The organism is Streptomyces sp. NPDC059989 (assembly GCF_042736975.1).
GTDB lineage: Bacteria > Actinomycetota > Actinomycetes > Streptomycetales > Streptomycetaceae > Streptomyces.
In genome coordinates, this window is record NZ_JBHWUO010000008.1 from 63,360 (window position 1) to 82,694 (window position 19,335).

The window sequence follows — 19,335 nt, forward strand, 5'->3', positions numbered from 1 at the left end:
GAACCGCAAGCCACTTGCATGGCTTGCGCTACTCTTGCGCTCATGACGCGACGACTTGCTCAAGTGGCGAAGAAGGTGGGAGTCAGCGAGGCAACGGTCAGCCGGGTGCTCAACGGCAAGCCGGGCGTCTCGGAGGCGACCCGCCAGTCCGTGCTCACCGCCCTCGACGTCCTCGGCTACGAGCGCCCCACCCAGCTGCGCGGCGAGCGGGCCCGGCTGGTCGGGCTGGTCCTGCCCGAGCTCCAGAACCCCATCTTCCCGGCCTTCGCCGAGGTCATCGGCGGTGCGCTGGCCCAGCAGGGGCTGACCCCGGTCCTCTGCACCCAGACCACCGGCGGGGTCTCCGAGGCCGACTACGTGGCACTGCTGCTGCAGCAGCAGGTGTCCGGAGTGGTCTTCGCCGGCGGCCTCTTCGCGCAGGCCGACGCCCCGCACGAGCACTACCGGCTGCTCTCGGAGCGCAAGGTTCCGGTGGTGCTCATCAACGCCTCCATCGAGGACCTCGGCTTCCCGTGCGTGGCCTGCGACGACGCAGTCGCCGTCGAACAGGCCTGGCGCCACCTCGCCTCCCTCGGGCACGAGCGGATCGGCCTGGTGCTCGGCCCGCCGGACCACATGCCCTCGCTGCGCAAGCTGGTGGCCGCCCAGGCGGTGGCCGCCGCGGCCGGCACCGAGCTGCCCGAAGCCCATGTGGAGCGGGCCCTGTTCTCCCTGGAGGGCGGGCACGCGGCCGCCTCCCGCCTGCTGGACCGCGGGGTCACCGGCATCATCTGCGCGAGCGACCCGCTGGCCCTCGGAGCGGTACGGGCCGCACGGCGCCGGGGCTTGGACGTGCCCCGCGAGGTCTCCGTGGTGGGTTACGACGACTCGGCCTTCATGAACTGCACCGAGCCCCCGCTGACCACCGTCCGCCAGCCCATCGAGGCGATGGGCCGGGCCGCGGTCGAGCTGCTCACCGCGCAGATCCAGGGCGCGGCCGTCCAGCCCGGCGAACTGCTCTTCGAGCCGGAGCTGGTGGTCCGCGGCTCCACCGCGCAGGCCCCGCGCGGGTAGCGCCCGTACTGCCTTCGCGCATCGCGCCCAGGGCTCCGGAACGTCGTCCACCGACGTTCCGGAGCCCTTTTTGCGTTCGGTGCACGACCCTCCCGCGACGGCTGTCAATCTCTTACGAAATTTACACGAGATATTGCGTCCTTCTGTGGGCGGTGGTTGAGTGTGCCGCGCTCGCCCCATGCCTCCTGCTCGATGCTCGAAGGGGACCACCGATGAGAACCAACGTCCGCCGCGCCGTCGCGGCCGCCCTTGTCTCCGCGCTCGCCGTCACCGCCCTCGCGGCCTGCGGCACGAGCAGCAGCGGCGACGGCAAGAAGCCCCCGGCCGAAGGGGGTTCGGCCGACGCCACTGCCCCGCTCGACCCGAAGGCCAAGGTCACCCTCACCATCGACTGCATGCCGCCCGCGGCGAAGGCGGCCGAACTGAAGGAGTGGAAGGAGGACGTGGCGGAGTTCAACAAGACCTACCCGAACGTCACGATCGAGGGCCGCTCCACCCCCGGCCAGTGCCTGGAGCCCCCGCGCTTCACCGCGATGCTCAAGGCCAAGTCCCAGCCGGACGTGTTCTACGCCTACTTCACCGACCTCAAGCAGGTGCTCGACAACGACGGGGCCGAGGACATCTCGGCCTACGTCACCCCCGCCTCGGTGCCCGCGTTCGGCGACATCGACCAGAACGTCCTGGGCGTCCTCAAGCAGGACGGAAAGCTCTACGGCCTGCCCACCAGCAACTACACGATGGGCCTGCTGGTCAACCGCAAGCTCTTCCAGCAGGCGGGCCTCAACCCCGACACCCCGCCCCGCACCTGGGAGGAGGTCCGGGCCGCCGCGAAGAAGATCGCGGCCCTCGGAAACGGCGTCGCCGGCTTCGGCGAGTACAGCGTGGAGAACACCGGCGGCTGGCACTACACGGCCACCATGTACGGCCTGGGCGGCGACATCGTCGGCGCCGACGGCAAGGCCGCCTTCAACAACGCCACCGGCCGGCAGATCGTCGACAACCTCCACGCCATGCGCTGGCAGGACGACAGCATGGGCAAGACCCAGCTGCTCAAGTGGGGCGACCTGCAGAAGCAGATGGCCTCGGACAAGCTCGGCATGTTCCTCGCCGCACCCGACGACATCACCTACATGGTCCAGCAGCTCGGCGCGAAGTACGAGAACTTCGGCATGGGACCCATCCCCGGCGGCGCCGCCACCCTGGCCGGCGGCAACGGCTACATGATCAAGAAGGGCGGCTCGCCCGACAAGATCAAGGCAGCCGTCGCCTGGCTGAACTTCAAGACCCTCGCGGTCGGCAAGGGGCAGTTCCGGTACGACCGCAGCAAGGCCGACGGCCTGCCGGTCGGCCTCCCGCAGCCCGCCTTCTTCACCGGCGCCAGCAAGGCCGAGGACGACGCGCTGAAGGCGGCGAGCGCCACCATGCCGGTCGCCAACTTCAAGTCCTTCCTGGACGCCCCGGTACCCGGAAAGCCGGAGCCGGTGAAGGCACAGGAGGTCTACAAGGTGCTCGACAAGGTGATGTCGGGGGTCCTCACCAACAAGGACGCCGACCCCGCCCAGCTCCTCGGGGACGCCGAGAAGGCGGTCAACCAGGTACTGGGGAACCAGTAACCGCTCCCGGGGGTCCTCCCGGCCCGCTCGCGAGGACCCCCGGCCGCCCCCTCCCGCGTACCGACGGCGACGACCCCACAAGGAGCGACGAGCGGCGATGTCGGCCCCCACCCCGCCCCAGGCCTCCCGAGCGGAGTTCCTCCGGGCGCTCAAGCGGAACCTCACGGCCCACGGCTTCCTGATCGGCGCCGTCCTGTGCTTCTCCTTCTTCTCCTGGTACCCGATGGTCCGGGAGTTCCTGCTGGCCTTCCAGAAGACCGAGGGCGGCGCCATCCGCTGGGTCGGCTGGGACAACTTCGCCTACGTCTTCGGCGACCCGGGCTTCTGGCAGGCCTGGCGCAACACCCTGCTCTTCACCGGCCTCGCCCTGCTCCTCGGCTTCGCGCTCCCCTTCGTGGTCTCCCTCGTGCTCAACGAGTTCCGCCACGCGCAGGGCTATCTGCGCCTGCTCGTCTACCTGCCGGTGATGATGCCGCCGGTCGCCTCGATCCTGCTCTTCAAGTACTTCTACGACCCCGGTTACGGCCTTTTCAACAGGGCGCTGGAATTCCTGCACCTTCCGGCGCAGGACTGGCTGCAATCCACCGACACCGCGATGCTCTCCGTCGTCATCGCCTCCACCTGGATGAACATGGGCGGCGCGACCCTGATCTACCTCGCCGCCCTCCAGGGCATCCCCGGCGAGCTGTACGAGGCGGCCGAGCTCGACGGAGCGGGCCTCCTGCGCAAGATCTGGCACGTCACGATCCCGCAGACCCGGCTGATCCTCTCGCTCATGCTGCTGATGCAGATCATCGCGACGATGCAGGTGTTCGTCGAACCGTTCCTGCTGACCGGCGGCGCCGGCCCCGAAGGCTCGACCACCACCGTCGTCGTCCTGATGTACCAGTACGCCTTCAGCTTCAACCAGTACGGCGGCGCCGCGGCCCTGGGCCTGTGCCTGCTCGTCCTGCTCGCGGGCTTCTCCGCCCTTTACGTCCGCCTCAGCCGCGACAACGAGAGCTGACAAGGAGCCCCTCCCATGGCAGAGCGCACGCTGATATCGCCCGCCCGACTCGGCAGCACCCGGGGCAAGGTCCTCTACTGGACCGCCCTCGTCCTGGTGGTGGCCTGCTTCACCCTCGTCTTCCTCGGCCCCCTCTACTGGATGGCCGCGAACGGCCTCAAGAGCACCCAGGAGTTCGCCCTGGTCCCGCCGACCCTGGTCCCGGACTCCCTGCACACCGCCAACTACACCGCCGCCTGGAAGGTCATGGACCTCGCCGGACTGCTGTTCAACACCCTCTACTACGCCCTCGGGGCCCTGGCCTTCCAGCTGGTCCTCGACGTGGCCGCCGCCTACTCCCTGTCCAAACTGCGGCCCGTCCTCGGCAAGGCCGTGCTCGGCATGATGCTGGCGACCCTGATGATCCCGGCGACCGTCCTCGTCGTACCGCAGTACCTCACCGTCCTGGACATGCCGCTCATCGAGCGGAACCTGCTCAACACGCCCTGGGTGATCTGGCTGCCGTCCGTCACCAACGCCTTCAACATCTTCCTGCTGAAGCGGTTCTTCGACTCCATCCCCCAGGAGATCCTCGACGCCTCCGCCATCGACGGGGCGAGCGCGGTCCGCACCCTGCGCTCCGTCGTCCTGCCGATGTCCCGGCCCATCCTGGGCGTCGTGTCGATCTTCGCGATCGTCGGCGTCTGGAAGGACTTCCTCTGGCCGATGCTCACGCTCCCCGACCCGTCGCTCCAGACGCTCAACGTCGGCATCTACTCGCTGTCCACGGGAGTTCCCGAGAACCATCTCATCGCCGCGCTCGCGATGGCCTCGGCGCCCACGCTCATCATCTTCCTGATCTTCCAGCGCAACATCATGAGCGGCCTGACGGCAGGCTCCCTCAAGGGCTGAAAGGATCGACGTGCCGGCTTCCGACTGGTGGCGCTCGGCCGCCATCTACCAGGTGTACGTACGCAGCTTCGCCGACGGCGACGGGGACGGCACCGGTGACCTCGCGGGTGTCCGGGCCCGCCTGCCCTACCTCGCCGAACTCGGCGTGGACGCCCTGTGGTTCACCCCCTGGTACCTCTCCCCGCTCGCCGACGGCGGCTACGACGTCGCCGACTACCGCACCATCGACCCCGCCTTCGGCACCCTGGCCGAAGCCGAGAAGCTCATCTCCGAGGCCCGCGAGCTGGGCATCCGGACCATCGTCGACATCGTCCCGAACCACGTGTCCGACCGGCACGCGTGGTTCCGGGCCGCCCTCGCCGGCGGACCGGGCAGCCCCGAGCGGGAGCTCTTCCACTTCCGGCCCGGCCGCGGCGAGCAGGGCGAACTGCCGCCGGGGGACTGGCCCTCGCAGTTCAACGGCGCCGCCACCTGGACGCGGGTACCGGACGGGGAGTGGTACCTGCACCTCTTCACCCCGCAGCAGCCCGACCTCAACTGGGAGCACCCCGCCGTCCGCCGCGAGCACGAGGAGGTGCTGCGCTTCTGGTTCGAGCGGGGCGTGTCCGGCGTACGGATCGACTCCGCCGCCCTGCTCGCCAAGGACCCGGCCCTGCCCGATCTGGCCGGGCGCTCCCCGGAGCCCTGGCCCGGCGAGACCCATCCCTACATCGACCGCGACGACCTGCACACCATCTACCGCTCGTGGCGCGCCATCGCCGACGCGTACGACGCCATCTTCGTCGGCGAGGTCTGGCTGCCGGACTCCGAGCGCTTCGCCCGCTACCTGCGCCCCGACGAGCTGCACACCGCCTTCAACTTCTCCTTCCTCAGCTGCCCGTGGGACGCGGAGCGGCTGCGCACCTCCATCGAGGAGACGCTCGCCGAGCACGCCCCCGTCGGGGCCCCGGCCACCTGGGTGCTCTGCAACCACGACGTCACCCGTACGGTCACCCGGTACGGGCGCGCCGACACCGGCTTCGACTTCGCCGCCAAGGCCTTCGGGACCCCGACCGACCTGGAGCTGGGCACCCGGCGGGCCAGGGCCGCGGCCCTGCTGACCCTGGCCCTGCCCGGCGCCGTGTACGTGTACCAGGGCGAGGAACTGGGCCTGCCGGAAGCTGACATACCGCTCAGCCGTATTCAGGACCCGATGCACTTCCGGTCCGGCGGCAGCGACCCCGGCCGGGACGGCTGCCGGGTCCCGCTGCCGTGGACCGCGGAGCCGTGGAACGACCCGTGGCTGCCCCAGCCCGCCGACTGGCCGGCCTACGCCGCCGACCGGCAGGACGGCGACCCGGACTCCATGCTCACCCTCTACCGGACGGCCCTCGGGCTGCGCCGGGCGGCGGCCGGATTCGGCGGCGGCTCGCTGGAGTGGCTGCACGCGCCGCCCGGGGTGCTGGCCTTCGCCCGCCCCGACGGGCTGGTCTGCGTGGTCAACCTGTCCGAGCAGCCGGTTCCGCTGCCGGCCCACACGAGTCTCCTGCTGGGCAGCTCCGCGCTTGACGGGACGGGGCTGCTCCCGCAGGACACGGCGGTCTGGCTGCGGACCTGACGCCGCGGCCGGACCGCCGCCCCGTGGCGGATCCGCCCGTCACGGCATCGGCTGCGGCGGGCGGGGCCCCTGGTACTCCCCGCTCGGGCGCATCCGCAGCGGCCGCTCCTGGTACTCCTCCAGCGCGTGCGCGATCCAGCCCGCCGTGCGCGCCACCGCGAAGACGGTCTCCCCGGCCTCCGCCCCCATATCGCACGACACCGTCAGCACCGCCAGCGCCAGGTCCACATTCGCGTGCAGCCCGCCCTGCCGGGCCATCACCGCCGCCACCTCCCGCGCGGCACCCAGCGCGGGGCCGGCCTGCGGCAGCCCCTCCAGCCGGGCGAACAGCGCCCGCGCGCGCGGGTCCTCGCCCTTGTACAGCCGGTGGCCGAGCCCCGGCACCCGCCGCCCCGCCCGCAGGTACTCCGCCACCACCGGAGCGGCCCCGCCCCGCTCCAGGACCTCGACCAGCATCCGGTGCGCGAGCCGGCCGGCCGCGCCGTGCAGCGGTCCTTCGAGCGCGCCGAGTCCGGCCGACACCGCCGCGTACGGATGGGCCCGGGCCGAGGCGGCCACCCGTACCGCCAGGGTGGAGGCGGCCAGATCGTGGTCGACCAGCAGCCCCAGCGCCAGGTCCAGCACGGCCAGCGCGTCTGGATCCGGCTCGCGCGCCGTCAGCCGCGACCACAGCTGCCGGGCCATCCGGCCGTCCCCGGCCCATCCGGCCGGCCCGGCCTCGGGCAGGGCCCCGACCAGCGTGGGGATCAGGCAGCGCGCGGAGCCCAGTACGGCCTCCTCGGACAGGTCGAAGCGCAGCGGGTCCGCCACCGCCGCCGCGGCCACCGCCACCCGCAGCCGGTCGATCGGTCCGCTGTGCGCCGGGAGGGCGGCCACCGCCCGCCGGGCCGCGGCGAGGGGCTCCGCCGGAGCCGTGAAGCGCGCCCCGCGCGGGAGCGTGCCCGTCCAGAGCCACTCCGCGACCTCCTCGTAGGCGTACCGCGAGGCCAGGTCCACCGCGTCCACGCCCCGGAAGTAGTACCGGTCCGGCTCGATGAGCGTGAGGGCCGTGCGTACGGAGAGCTCCCCGGCGGGCGCCGCCGCCTCGCGCCGGTTGCGCCGGGCCAGCTCCTCCACCTCGCCCGCGTCGAAACTGCTGCCGCGGCCGACCGGATCGCGCCTGCTGGTGAGCTGGCCGCGGCTGACGTAGGCGTACACCGTGGCGGGCTTCACCCCGAGCAGCTCGGCGGCCTGGCGGGTGGTGAGCCGTCGCTCTTCGTTCATGCACGACACCCTACATATATTGATTCAATCAATATTGACAAGGATTGCATCAATCATCGATGGTCGATCCATGAACACCACTGACAGCACCATCGAAGGACCTCGCGGTCTCGCGGGAGTCGTGGTCGCCGAGACCGAGCTCGGTGATGTCCGGGGCCGTGAGGGCTTCTACCACTACCGCCAGTACTCGGCCGTCGAACTCGCCGGAAGCCGCAGCTTCGAGGACGTGTGGCACCTGATGTTCCGCGGAACGCTCCCGGCCGACGCCGCCGAGCGCGCCGCCTTCACCGCCGAAATCGCCCCGCTGCGGCGCCTTCCCGAGGAGGTGCGGGCTGCGCTCCCCGCCCTCGCGCGGGCCACCGCCCTCTCCGGACCCCTCGCCGGGCTGCGCACCGCGCTCTCGCTGCTCGGGGCCTCCGCCGGCTTCCGCCCGGTGTACGACCTGGATCCCGCTCGGCGTGCCGCCGACGCGCTGGCCGCCTGCGCCGCCGTACCGACCCTGCTGACCGCGCTGCACCGGCTGGGCCAGGGCCTGGAGCCGGTGGATCCCCGCGACGACCTGCCGTACGCCGCCAACTACCTGTACATGCTGACCGGGCAGGAGCCCGACCCGGCCAAGGCCCGCGCGGTCGAGCGGTACCTGATCTCCACCATCGACCACGGATTCAACGCCTCGACCTTCACCGCCCGCGTGATCGCCTCCACCGGCGCCGACGTCGCGGCCTGCCTGACCGGGGCGATAGGCGCCCTCTCCGGCCCACTGCACGGCGGCGCCCCGAGCCGGGCCCTGGACACGCTGGACGCCATCGGCACCGAGGACCGGATCGGGCCGTGGATCCGCGAGCGGGTCCTCGCGGGGGACCGGATCATGGGCTTCGGCCACCCCGTCTACCGCACCGAGGACCCCCGCTCCCGCATGCTGCGCGACATGGCCCGCGGCTTCGGCGGCCCCCTCGTGGACTTCGCCGTCGAGGTCGAGCGCCAGGTCGAGGCGATCCTCGCGGAGCTCAAGCCGGGCCGCGAACTGCACACCAACGTGGAGTTCTACGCGGGCGTGGTCATGGAGCTGTGCGGGCTCCCGCGCGAGATGTTCACCCCGACCTTCTGCGCGGCCCGCGTGGTCGGCTGGAGCGCGAACATCCTCGAACAGGCCGCCGACTCGAAGATCATCCGCCCGGCCGCCCGCTACACCGGACCCACCCCGCCCCAGCCGGTGCCTCCGCTCGGCTGACCGCGCCTGACTACGATCGACCGGGTGAACAGCAGGCAGCCCATCCCCGTCGTCGTCCTCGCCGGATTCCTCGGATCCGGCAAGACCACCGTGCTGAACCATCTCCTCGGCAACCGCGGAGGCACCCGGATCGGAGTCGTCGTCAACGACTTCGGGTCGATCGAGATCGACGCCATGTCGGTCGCCGGCCAGGTCGGGGACTCCATGGTCTCGCTCGGCGGTGGCTGCCTGTGCTGCGCCGTCGACGGCAGCGAGCTGGACGCGTACCTGGAGAAGCTCTCCGCACCCGTCCACCGGATCGACGTGATCGTCATCGAGGCGAGCGGGCTGGCCGAGCCCCAGGAGATGATCCGGATGCTGATGGCCAGCGAGAACCCGGCCATCCGCTACGGCGGCATGGTCGAGGTCGTGGACGCCGCCGAGTTCGACGCGTCCCGGGCCAGGCACCCCGAGACGGACCGCCACCTCGCCGTCGCCGACCTGGTGGTGCTCAACAAGACCGACCGGGTCGATTCCGCCGAACGGGCCCGCATCGAGGGGGAGCTCGCCGCGCTCTGCGCTCCGGGCACCCCCGTGGTCGGGGCCGACTACGGGCGGATCGACCCGGAACTGCTCTTCGACCGCCGCCCCTGGACCGAGACCCGCGGCCAGCTCTCCTTCGAGGACCTCATCGCGGAGGCCGAGGACCACGAACACGAAGACGAGCACTGCGGGCACGCGCACGCGGCGTACGAGAGCACGGAGTTCGTCTCCGAGCAGGCCCTCTCCCCGCGCCGCTTCATCGACTTCCTGGACCGCCGACCGGCCGGGCTCTACCGGATCAAGGGCTTCGTCTACTTCGGCGTCCCCGGGCACGAGGAGCGGTACGAGGTCCACGCGGTCGGCCGTTTCCTCCGCTTCGCCCCGGGGCCCTGGGGGCGGGGCGAGGAGCGCCTGACGCAGCTCGTCCTGATCGGCTCCGGCACCGACGGCCCCGGACTCCTGCGCGAGCTGGCGGAATGCCGCGAGGCCTCGCCGCAGGACGCGCGCCCCGAGAGCATGTGGGGCATCCTCCGCTACGTCGCGCAGCCCGAGCCGCCCGCCTCCTCATCCGAGGCCGAGGAGACCGCGGAGGCGGCGGAGACCCACTAGAACCTGGACCCGGCGGCCCGTTGCGGAGGCGAGACATCAGTTTCACGAGACCAGGTTCGTCGTGGCAGGCGGGTCGGCGTGTTTCCCCAAACGGGGGCTGATTGTCACATACAGTGCGCAACCGTGATGTCCGGTAAATCCGGAAACGTGCCGTTAAGGCAGGAAGGGGATGTTGTGCGCAAGCTTCGCAAGGCTGCTCTTGTGGCCGCCATGATCGGGAGCCTCAGCATGGTCGGGGCGGGAGTTGCCTCCGCCGTCGGCTCCGACACGGACGGCGCCTCCAGGGAGTGCACGCAGGCAGCTGCTGCCAGCAACACGTCCACCGACTACATCTTCCCGGTGAACGTCGCAGTCGCCGTCTTCGGCAACGTGACGCAGTCGAACGTGACGCAGACGAACGAGGCGCAGTCGAACACGATCCAGCAGATCTGCGTCAACGGGGACAACAGCTCCGCCGCAAATGTCGCCAGCCTCGGGGTGGAGCAGTCGAACGCCTCGGCGAACGTGCTGGACGAAGCCCTGGACAGGTTCTGAGCGTTGAGACCGGGACGGCTCCGGGATCCGAAGTGTCGGATCCCGGAGCTGCCTTGCGTTACGACCAGCGCCAGAGCCCGATAGCCCCTCACACCGAAGACCGTTGCAGTACTGGCTAGGCGACCTCGACGCCGTACTCGCGCAGCAGGTCCTCCAGGCCGCCCCGGTAGCCCTTGCCGCCCATCACGAAGTCCCAGTCGCCGTTCGCGCGGTGCCGGAAGGACCCGAGGACGAGCGCGGTCTCGCCGGCCCGGCCGTCCGAGACCTCCAGCTGCCCGAGCTCCGATCCCGCCGCGTCGAGGAGCCGGATCCGGGCATCGGTGAAACCGGCGAGGTCGGCGTGCGGGTCGACCTCCGGGTCGATCGCGGCCACCAGGACCAGGCGGTCGGCCTCCCGGGGGAGCGCGTCGAAGGCGACCTCCAGCGCGGCCTTGTCGGGCGCGGCGTGCGCCCGCGCCCGTACGGAACCATCTGGGGTCCGGGGGTTGTTGAAGAAGACGAAGTGGTCCTCGCTCAGCACCCGGTTGCCCGTGCAGACCAGCGCGCACACGTCGAGCGCGACCGCGCCCGACCAGGACATGCCTAGCACGTTGTGGTCCGGGGAAGGGGCCGGCTCGGGTGTCCGCTGCGCCGGGATGCCCGCGGTGGCGCCGCCTCCCAGGCGTCCCCGCAACCCGTACTGGTGAAGCAGCTCCACGAGCTTGTCGCCGGGAACCAACTCCAGCGGCTTGCCGTTGGCAAAGGTGTACGACCCGGGCCCGAAGGACGCGGTGGTGACCAGCACCCCCTTGTTCGCCCCCTTGTCCTGGACCGTGCCGTACAGATCCCGTACCGCCGTGGGCGACACGGTGTTCCGGTAGCGCTTGACCTGCACCACGATCCGTCCGCCCGTGATCGGGGACGGGTCGTTCGCCTCGATGTCCACCCCGCCGTCGCCCGACCGCTGGGTGGTCAGCGCCTCCATGCCCATCGCCCGGAAGAGCTCCGCCACCAGGTTCTCGAAGGCGATCGGGTCCATCTCGAACAGGTCGGGCTCGTCCTGGTCGCCGCCCGCGTGCCCGCCGTGGCTGACGACCCCGCCACCGACCTCGTCGGGCCTGCGCCCGGGCCGTACCGCGGTCAGCTGGTCCGGCCGCGCAGACAGCTGCCCGCGCAACCCCTCCACCAGGCAGTCCACCGCGCTGACCTGCTCCAGCCGCAGCCCCTCGAAGGCGGGCCGGGCTGCCGACAGCGTGGCGAGCACGAGCTGTGCCTCCCGGCCCGTCACCGGATCGTGGGCGTCCACGAAGCCGTTGACCACCACCGAGTCCAGTACGCCGAACTCGTCGGCGGCGTACAGCTCGCGCACCACCAGCAGTACGCACTGCGCCAGCAGGTCCCGGTACAGTGCCCGCCGCTGCGTGGCCGGGCGGGCCGTCTCCTTGTCCTGGCCCGTACTCGGCATGTACCGGACCGATTTGGCCTCCGGGACCACGGCGTACCCCGGCAGCTCCCAGTCCAGCACCAGCTGGCGCGCCCCCGGGTCGTACGCGGCGGCCACCTGCCTCGGCAGCGCCTCGGGCCAGGCCGTCGAGGCGTACAGGGCCGCGGAGAAGTACTCCACCACGGCCTCCGCGTCGCCCGCGCGCAGGGCCCCGGCCAACTCGGTGAGCCCGCTGTTGTGGGCGCGTATCCCGGCGAGCTGCTCCGCCGCCCAGCGGTCGTACTGCTGCCGGTACGCCGCCAGCTGCTGCTGTCGCTGTTGCTCCGCGGCATGGGCGGCCTGCCAGGCCTGCGTGTACCGGGCGTGCGCCTCGCGCTCGGCCTGCGCCCGCCGGTTCGAGCCGAGCGTCCAGCCCGCGCTCTGCTGCTGGAACTGCTGCAGCTGCGGCATCGGCACCGTGTGCGCCAGCGTGCCCGGATTGAAGGGTTCGAGCTGCTCGGACCGGACCAGTCCGGCCGTCCGGAACGCCGGTGCCCGGCACCCCGCGGCCAGCAGGCTCTGCAGGGCGGCGACTTCCGCCTCGATGCGCTCCGTACGCCGGCGGGCCTCGGCCTCGCGGTGCTGCCGGTCGGCGGCCTGCTGTTCCCGCCGCCGACGCTCCGCCTGGCGCTGCTGGATCACCTGCGTCTGCTGCATCCGACGCTGGGTCTCCGCCCAGTCCCCGATCACTCCGCCCGAGCGACGACTCATCAGCTCTGTTCTCCCCCACCCACCAGTGCCAAGAGGGAAAACACTAGTCGCCATTCAGGTGGTACGTCCCCCGTTGGGCGTACCACCTGAATGGCGACTTCCGTCCTACAGCGCGGCCCCGGCCAGAGCCGCGACGCCCGCCGGCAGCGCGGCCCCCGAGCCGTCCCGCCGCGGGTCCACGGCCGGCAGCTCCGCCGGAGTGCCGTTCGCCGCGGCCGCGCGGACGGGGGAACCGCCCGCCCAGGCCAGCACCAGTACGTCCTCGCCCTTCAGGAACCGCTGGCAGCGCACCCCGCCCGTGGCCCGGCCCTTGCGCGGGTACTGGTCGAAGGGGGTCAGCTTCCCGGACAGCACCGAGTCGTCCAGCGTCCCGTGCGAGCCCGCCACCGTGAACACCATCGCGTCCCGGGCCGGGTCCACGGCCGAGAAGTGGATCACCTTGGCGTTCTCGGCGAGCTTGATGCCCGCCATACCGCCCGCCGGGCGGCCCTGCGGGCGCACCTGGCCCGCCGGGTAGCGCAGCAGCTGGGCGTCGTCGGTGATGAAGACCAGGTCCTCCTCACCCGTGCGCAGTTCGACCGCGCCGACGATCCGGTCGCCGTCCTTGAGGGTGATGACCTCCAGCTCGTCCTTGTTGGCCGGGTAGTCCGGCACGACGCGCTTGACCACGCCCTGCTCGGTGCCCAGCGCCAGGCCCTGCGAGGATTCGTCCAGCGAGGTCAGGCAGATCACCTTCTCGTCCGCCTCCAGCCCGGAGAGGAACTCCGAGAGGGGGGCGCCGCCCGCCAGGTTCGGCGCGGCGTGCGTGTCCGGCAGCTGCGGCAGGTCGATCACCGACAGCCGCAGCAGCCGCCCGTACGAGGTGACCGCGCCGACCTCGGCCCGGGCGGTCGCCGCGACCTGCGAGACGATCAGGTCGTGCTTGGCGCGGGCGCCGCCCTCCTCCTCCGGGAGCGGGTCGCCGTTCGCCGTACGGGCCAGCAGGCCCGTCGAGGACAGCAGCACGCGGCACGGATCGTCGGCGACCTCCAGCGGAACCGCCGCCACCGCGGTGCCCGCCGACTCCAGCAGGACCGTACGGCGCTCGGTGCCGAACTTCTTCGCGACCGCCGCCAGTTCCGTGGAGACCAGCTTGCGCAGCTCGGTGTCGGACTCCAGGATCCCGGTCAGCTCGTCGATCTCGCCGGTCAGCCGGTCGCGCTCGGACTCCAGCTCGATCCGGTCGAACCGGGTGAGCCGGCGCAGCGGGGTGTCCAGGATGTACTGGGTCTGGATCTCGCTCAGCGAGAACCGCTCCATCAGCCGGGCCTTGGCCTGCGCGGAGTTGTCGCTGTCCCGGATGAGCCGGATGACCTCGTCGATGTCGATGAGCGCCACCAGCAGGCCCTCGACCAGGTGCAGGCGGTCGCGGCGCTTGGTGCGGCGGAACTCGCTGCGCCGCCGGACGACCTCGAAGCGGTGGTCGAGGTAGACCTCCAGCAGCTCCTTGAGGCCCAGCGTGAGCGGCTGCCCGTCGACCAGCGCCACGTTGTTGATGCCGAAGGACTCCTCCATCGGCGTCAGCTTGTAGAGCTGCTCCAGGACGGCCTCCGGGTGGAAGCCGTTCTTGATCTCGATGACCAGGCGCAGGCCGTGCGAGCGGTCGGTGAGGTCCTTGACGTCGGCGATGCCCTGGAGCTTCTTCGAGCCGACCAGGTCCTTGATCTTCGCGATGACCTTCTCGGGGCCGACCGTGAAGGGCAGTTCGGTGACGACCAGGCCCTTGCGGCGCGCCGTCACGTTCTCCACGGCGACTGTCGCGCGGATCTTGAAGGTGCCGCGGCCGTTCTCGTAGGCGTCCTTGATCCCCGAGAGGCCGACGATCCGGCCGCCCGTGGGCAGGTCCGGACCCGGCACGAAGCGCATCAGCGCCTCCAGGTCCGCCTGCGGGTAGCGGATCAGGTGGCGGGCGGCCGCGATGACCTCGCCCAGGTTGTGCGGGGGCATGTTGGTGGCCATGCCGACCGCGATTCCGGACGCGCCGTTGACCAGCAGGTTCGGGTACGCGGCGGGCAGCGCGACCGGCTCCCGCTCCTGGCCGTCGTAGTTGGCGGTGAAGTCGACGGTGTCCTCGTCGATCGACTCCGTCATCAGAGACGTGGCGTCGGCCATCTTGCACTCGGTGTAGCGCATCGCGGCCGGCGGGTCGTCGTTGCCGAGCGAACCGAAGTTGCCGTGGCCGTCGACCAGCGGCAGCCGCATCGAGAAGGGCTGGGCCATGCGCACGAGGGCGTCGTAGATCGACGCGTCACCGTGCGGGTGGAGCTTGCCCATGACCTCGCCGACGACGCGGGCGCACTTCACATAGCCGCGATCGGGGCGCAGACCCATCTCGTTCATCTGGTAGACGATGCGCCGGTGCACCGGCTTCATGCCGTCGCGGGCGTCGGGCAGGGCGCGGGAGTAGATCACCGAGTACGCGTACTCGAGGAAGGAGCCCTGCATTTCGTCGACGACGTCGATGTCGAGGATCTTCTCCTCGAAATCCTCCGGCGGCGGGGTCTTCGTGCTGCGGCGGGCCATCGCTGCGCGGCTCCTTAACCAAGAATGAGTGTGCTGGGGGGTCTGACGCGGACCATTGTGGCCCGAGGCACCGACAACGCCGACTCCGACCCCGGGGGTCCCCCCAGACGGAGCTGGGGGAGTGACCCGGGAACTTATCCGGCAACCGACGCGCTTGCATACAGTGGCAGGTCTGACAGAAATCTCTGCATCGCGATCGAAGGGACCACATGCCCATGGGTCACACGGCCACAGCCCAGGCCGGCTCCGGCGGCCTGACAGCGACCGAGCACCGGCTGGCCAACGGCCTGCGCGTGGTGCTTTCCGAGGACCACCTGACCCCGGTCGCCGCGGTCTGCCTCTGGTACGACGTCGGCTCGCGTCACGAAGTCAAGGGCCGTACCGGCCTTGCTCACCTTTTCGAGCACCTCATGTTCCAGGGCTCGGCGAGCGTGCCGGGCAACGGACACTTCGAACTGGTCCAGGGCGCCGGCGGCTCCCTCAACGGCACGACCAGCTTCGAGCGCACCAACTACTTCGAGACGATGCCGACCCACCAGCTGGAGCTCGCGCTCTGGCTGGAGGCGGACCGCATGGGCTCGCTCCTGGCCGCCCTGGACGACGAGTCCATGGAGAACCAGCGCGACGTCGTCAAGAACGAGCGCCGCCAGCGGTACGACAACGTCCCCTACGGCACGGCGTTCGAGAAGCTGACCGCGCTGGCGTACCCCGAGGGGCACCCGTACCACCACACCCCGATCGGCTCCATGGCCGACCTGGACGCGGCCTCGCTGGAGGACGCGCGCGCCTTCTTCCGTACGTACTACGCGCCGAACAACGCGGTGCTGTCCGTGGTCGGCGACATCGACCCGGAGAAGACCCTCGCCTGGGTCGAGAAGTACTTCGGCACGATCCCCGCGCACGACGGCAAGCAGCCGCCCCGCGACGGCTCCCTGCCCGACATCATCGGGGAGCAGCTGCGCGAGGAGATCGTCGAGGAGGTCCCGGCGCGCGCGCTGATGGCCGCCTACCGGCTCCCGCACGACGGCACCCGCGACTGCGACGCGGCGGACGTGGCGCTGACGATCCTGGGCGGCGGGGAGTCCTCGCGGCTCCACAACCGCCTGGTCCGCCGCGACCAGACGGCCGTCGCGGCCGGATTCGGGATGCTGCGCCTGGCGGGCGCGCCCTCGCTGGGCTGGCTGGACGTGAAGACCTCCGGCGGGGTCGAGGTGCCCGACATCGAGGCGGCCGTGGACGAGGAGCTCGCGCGGTTCGCCGCCGAGGGCCCCACCGCCGAGGAGATGGAGCGCGCCCAGGCGCAGCTGGAGCGGGAGTGGCTGGACCGGCTGAGCACGGTGGCCGGCCGCGCCGACGAACTGTGCCGCTTCGCGGTCCTGTTCGGCGACCCGCAGCTGGCGCTGACCGCCGTACAGCGCGTCCTGGACATCACGGCCGAGGAGGTGCAGGCCGTGGCGGCGGCCCGGCTGCGCCCGGACAACCGCGCGGTGCTGGTCTACGAGCCGCTGCCGGTGTCCGAAGCGTCCGAAGCGTCCGAAGCGTCCGACGAGAACGCCGAGTCCGACGAGAACGAGGGGGCGGAGCAGTGAGCGACACCGCAGCCGTCACGATGACCTTCCACCCGCGGCCGCAGGCCGGCGAGCCGCAGCCGTGGGCCTTCCCGGCCCCCGAGCGCGGCGCCCTGTCCAACGGCCTGACCCTGCTGCGCTGCCACCGCCCAGGCCAGCAGGTCGTCGCCGTCGAGGTCAACCTCGCCGCCCCGCTCGACGCGGAGCCCGAGGGCCTGGACGGGGTCGCGACCATCATGGCCCGCGCGCTGTCCGAGGGCACCGACAAGCACTCCGCCGAGGAGTTCGCGGCCGAGCTGGAGCGCTGCGGCGCCACCCTCGACGCGCACGCCGACCACCCGGGCATCCGGGTCTCCCTGGAGGTCCCCGCCTCCCGCCTGCACAAGGCGCTGGGCCTGCTCGCCGAGGCACTGCGCGCCCCCGCCTTCGCGGACTCCGAGGTCGACCGGCTGGTGCGCAACCGGCTCGACGAGATCCCGCACGAGCTGGCCAACCCGCAGCGCCGCGCCGCCAAGCAGCTCTCCAAAGAGCTCTTCCCGGCCTCCCTGCGGATGTCCCGCCCGCGCCAGGGCACCGAGGAGACGGTCGCCCGGATCGACTCCGCCGCCGTACGCGCCTTCTACGAGGCCCACGTGCGCCCCGCCACCGCCACCGCGGTGGTCGTCGGCGACCTGACCGGGATCGACCTGGACGCCGTGCTGGCGGACACCCTGGGCACCTGGACGGGCAACTTCGCCGATGCCCTGCCGGTGCCCCCGGTGACCGCCGACGACACCGGCCGCGTGGTCATCGTGGACCGCCCCGGCGCGGTCCAGACCCAGCTGCTGATCGGCCGGATCGGGCCCGACCGGCACGACCGGGTCTGGGCGGCCCAGGTGCTCGGCACCTACTGCCTGGGCGGCACCCTCACCTCCCGCCTGGACAAGGTGCTGCGCGAGGAGAAGGGCTACACCTACGGCGTGCGCTCCTTCGGCCAGGTCCTGCGCTCGACCGCCGACGGCAAGGGCGCCTCGATGCTCGCCATCAGCGGCTCGGTGGACACCCCGAACACCGGCCCGGCGCTGGACGACCTCTGGAAGGTGCTGCGCACCCTCGCGGAGGGCGGCCTGACCGACGCCGAACGGGACGTGGCGGTACAGAACTTGGTGGGCGTGGCCCCGCTGAAGTTCGAGACGGCGGCCTCGGTCGCCGGCACCCTGGCCGACCAGGTCGAGCAGGAGCTGCCGGACGACTACCAGGCGCAGTTGTACGCGCAGCTCGCCGCGACCGGCACGGTGGAGGCGACTTCCGCGGTCGTGGCCGCCTTCCCGGCGGACCGGCTGGTCACGATCCTCGTGGGCGACGCCTCGCAGATCGAGGCACCGGTGCGGGCGCTCGGTATCGGCGACGTGAGCGTCGTCACCAACTGACGTTTCGGCCGGCGTCCAACTGGCGCCGGACCGAAGGTCAATTGAAGGCCGATCCGCGATCGGCGTGAGGGGCCCCGGCGGCTTGCCCGCCGGGGCCCCTTTTGTCCGTTTGATGGTGTGGTTGCTTGTATGTGATGTGGCGTACGCAACAAAAAGGCGTGTCTGTTTGGCGATTGACTGATGATCCGCCTAGCGTCGGCCGTGCTGTCCGTCAGTTGTACCCGCCGCATCCGCGGCACCGGGCAGCGATCGCCGAGTCCCCGTCAGGCGCGAGCCTGGGGAGCCGGGGACCCACATCAGTCCCTGGGGTGAATCGGACCGCCTCGCAAGAGGAGGCCCGTAGGAGACCTTCCTGCTCCGAACCCGTCAGCTAACCCGGTAGGCGAGAGGGAAGGAAAGGATCAACCCCTTCATGGCGTTTGGCAGTCGTGCCGCCGGTAAGCACCGTGGTTCCAGTCGTCTGAGCCGCAAGACCGCCGGTTACGCCGGCATCGCCGCCCTCGCCACCACGGGCGTCGTCGGCTCCCTGGCCGGTCCGGCCTTCGCCGCGGACAGCGGCAGCGGCAACACCATCCAGGACAACGGGCTGGACGCCGTCGTCGTCGCCGAGGAGCTCGCCGGCGACATCGAGGACCAGGCCGCCTCCCAGCAGCGCGCCGCCGAGCACGCCGCCGCGCAGGCGCAGGCCGAGGCCGACGCCAAGCAGCGGGCCTCCGAGGCCAAGCGCCTCGCCGAGGCCAAGGCGAAGGCCGAGCGCGAGGCCGCCGAGCGCGCCGCCCGCGAGGAGGAGCGCAAGCGCCTCAACACCTTCGTCGCCCCGGTCGACGGCTCGTACGTCAGCACGCAGTACCACGCGGGCGGCGGCATGTGGTCTTCCGGCAGCCACACCGGCATCGACTTCCACGCCGCCTCCGGCACCTCCGTCCACGCGGTGGGCGCCGGTACCGTCGTCGAGGCCGGCTGGGGCGGTGCGTACGGCAACAACGTCGTCATCAAGCACAACGACGGCACCTACACCCAGTACGGGCACATGTCCTCGCTGAGCGTCTCCGTCGGCCAGCAGGTGACCCCGGGCCAGCAGATCGGCCTGTCGGGCTCCACCGGCAACTCCAGCGGCCCGCACCTGCACTTCGAGGCCCGCACCGGCTCCCAGTACGGTTCGGACATCGACCCGGTCTCGTACCTGCGCTCGCACGGCGTCAGCCTCTGACCCGAAGGCGCCCGCGTCCGCGGACCGCACCACCGCTTCGCCGCTTCACCGAAGGCCCCGGCTCCCCGAGCCGGGGCCTTCGCGTTGTCCGCGT

General features: G+C 71.4%; 14 protein-coding genes and 1 riboswitch. Of the genes, 11 read left to right on the forward strand and 3 right to left on the reverse strand.

The genetic code is table 11. From position 1 onward, the window contains the following. Positions 1–42 precede the first annotated feature (42 nt). The 5 genes from ACFWBN_RS09685 to ACFWBN_RS09705 all read left to right on the forward strand — a co-directional run bounded on the left by ACFWBN_RS09685 (position 43) and on the right by ACFWBN_RS09705 (position 6,160). On the forward strand, positions 43–1,053 hold the full coding sequence (locus ACFWBN_RS09685; RefSeq protein WP_385173237.1) for a LacI family DNA-binding transcriptional regulator: 1,011 nt from the start codon (positions 43–45) through the stop codon (positions 1,051–1,053). A 212-nt stretch (positions 1,054–1,265) separates the two neighbouring features. Further along, on the forward strand, positions 1,266–2,666 hold the full coding sequence (locus ACFWBN_RS09690) for an ABC transporter substrate-binding protein (protein ID WP_385173240.1): 1,401 nt from the start codon (positions 1,266–1,268) through the stop codon (positions 2,664–2,666). Between the two features lie 97 nt (positions 2,667–2,763). After that, entirely contained in the window at positions 2,764–3,672 is a 909-nt protein-coding gene (locus ACFWBN_RS09695; RefSeq protein WP_385173243.1) for a carbohydrate ABC transporter permease, read from the forward strand. A 15-nt stretch (positions 3,673–3,687) separates the two neighbouring features. Further along, the gene (locus tag ACFWBN_RS09700; RefSeq protein ID WP_385173247.1) at positions 3,688–4,563 is read left to right on the forward strand and encodes a carbohydrate ABC transporter permease; all 876 of its coding nucleotides are present in this window, start codon (positions 3,688–3,690) and stop codon (positions 4,561–4,563) included. 10 nt (positions 4,564–4,573) lie between these two features. Continuing rightward, entirely contained in the window at positions 4,574–6,160 is a 1,587-nt protein-coding gene (locus ACFWBN_RS09705; RefSeq protein WP_385173249.1) for a glycoside hydrolase family 13 protein, read from the forward strand. Between the two features lie 39 nt (positions 6,161–6,199). Here ACFWBN_RS09705 and ACFWBN_RS09710 read toward each other — a convergent pair whose 3' ends face one another. Beyond that, on the reverse strand, positions 6,200–7,423 hold the full coding sequence (locus ACFWBN_RS09710; protein ID WP_385173252.1) for a citrate synthase family protein: 1,224 nt from the start codon (positions 7,421–7,423) through the stop codon (positions 6,200–6,202). A 70-nt stretch (positions 7,424–7,493) separates the two neighbouring features. On the opposite strand from ACFWBN_RS09710, the gene ACFWBN_RS09715 reads away from it, so the two are divergent. The 3 genes from ACFWBN_RS09715 (at position 7,494) to ACFWBN_RS09725 (ending at position 10,319) form a co-directional block, all read left to right on the forward strand. Continuing rightward, positions 7,494–8,654, forward strand: a complete 1,161-nt coding sequence (locus ACFWBN_RS09715) for a citrate synthase/methylcitrate synthase (protein WP_385173255.1) — start codon at positions 7,494–7,496, stop codon at positions 8,652–8,654. A 24-nt stretch (positions 8,655–8,678) separates the two neighbouring features. Then, positions 8,679–9,785 (forward strand): CobW family GTP-binding protein, encoded by a 1,107-nt coding sequence (locus tag ACFWBN_RS09720; RefSeq protein WP_385173258.1) that lies wholly within the window; start codon positions 8,679–8,681, stop codon positions 9,783–9,785. A gap of 174 nt (positions 9,786–9,959) precedes the next feature. Continuing rightward, the gene (locus tag ACFWBN_RS09725) at positions 9,960–10,319 is read left to right on the forward strand and encodes a hypothetical protein (RefSeq protein ID WP_385173261.1); all 360 of its coding nucleotides are present in this window, start codon (positions 9,960–9,962) and stop codon (positions 10,317–10,319) included. Between the two features lie 115 nt (positions 10,320–10,434). Here ACFWBN_RS09725 and ACFWBN_RS09730 read toward each other — a convergent pair whose 3' ends face one another. Both ACFWBN_RS09730 and ACFWBN_RS09735 read right to left on the reverse strand, forming a co-directional pair. Next, positions 10,435–12,492, reverse strand: coding sequence for a restriction endonuclease (locus ACFWBN_RS09730; protein WP_385173264.1), 2,058 nt, complete (start codon positions 12,490–12,492; stop codon positions 10,435–10,437). 105 nt (positions 12,493–12,597) lie between these two features. Further along, positions 12,598–15,054: a DNA topoisomerase (ATP-hydrolyzing) subunit A gene (locus ACFWBN_RS09735; RefSeq protein WP_385173267.1), complete on the reverse strand. Its 2,457-nt coding sequence runs from the start codon at positions 15,052–15,054 to the stop codon at positions 12,598–12,600. Positions 15,055–15,269: 215 nt separating this feature from the next. Here ACFWBN_RS09735 and ACFWBN_RS09740 point away from each other — a divergent pair, with 215 nt between their 5' ends. The 3 genes from ACFWBN_RS09740 to ACFWBN_RS09750 all read left to right on the forward strand — a co-directional run bounded on the left by ACFWBN_RS09740 (position 15,270) and on the right by ACFWBN_RS09750 (position 19,241). Continuing rightward, positions 15,270–16,643: a M16 family metallopeptidase gene (locus ACFWBN_RS09740; protein ID WP_385173487.1), complete on the forward strand. Its 1,374-nt coding sequence runs from the start codon at positions 15,270–15,272 to the stop codon at positions 16,641–16,643. 20 nt (positions 16,644–16,663) lie between these two features. Beyond that, positions 16,664–18,031 (forward strand): M16 family metallopeptidase, encoded by a 1,368-nt coding sequence (locus ACFWBN_RS09745; RefSeq protein ID WP_385173490.1) that lies wholly within the window; start codon positions 16,664–16,666, stop codon positions 18,029–18,031. A 240-nt stretch (positions 18,032–18,271) separates the two neighbouring features. Continuing rightward, positions 18,272–18,431: riboswitch (cyclic di-AMP (ydaO/yuaA leader) on the forward strand. Positions 18,432–18,443: 12 nt separating this feature from the next. After that, positions 18,444–19,241 carry a M23 family metallopeptidase gene (locus tag ACFWBN_RS09750; RefSeq protein ID WP_385173270.1) on the forward strand — a complete coding sequence of 266 codons (798 nt, stop codon included), beginning with the start codon at positions 18,444–18,446 and terminating at the stop codon, positions 19,239–19,241. Positions 19,242–19,335: the final 94 nt, after the last annotated feature.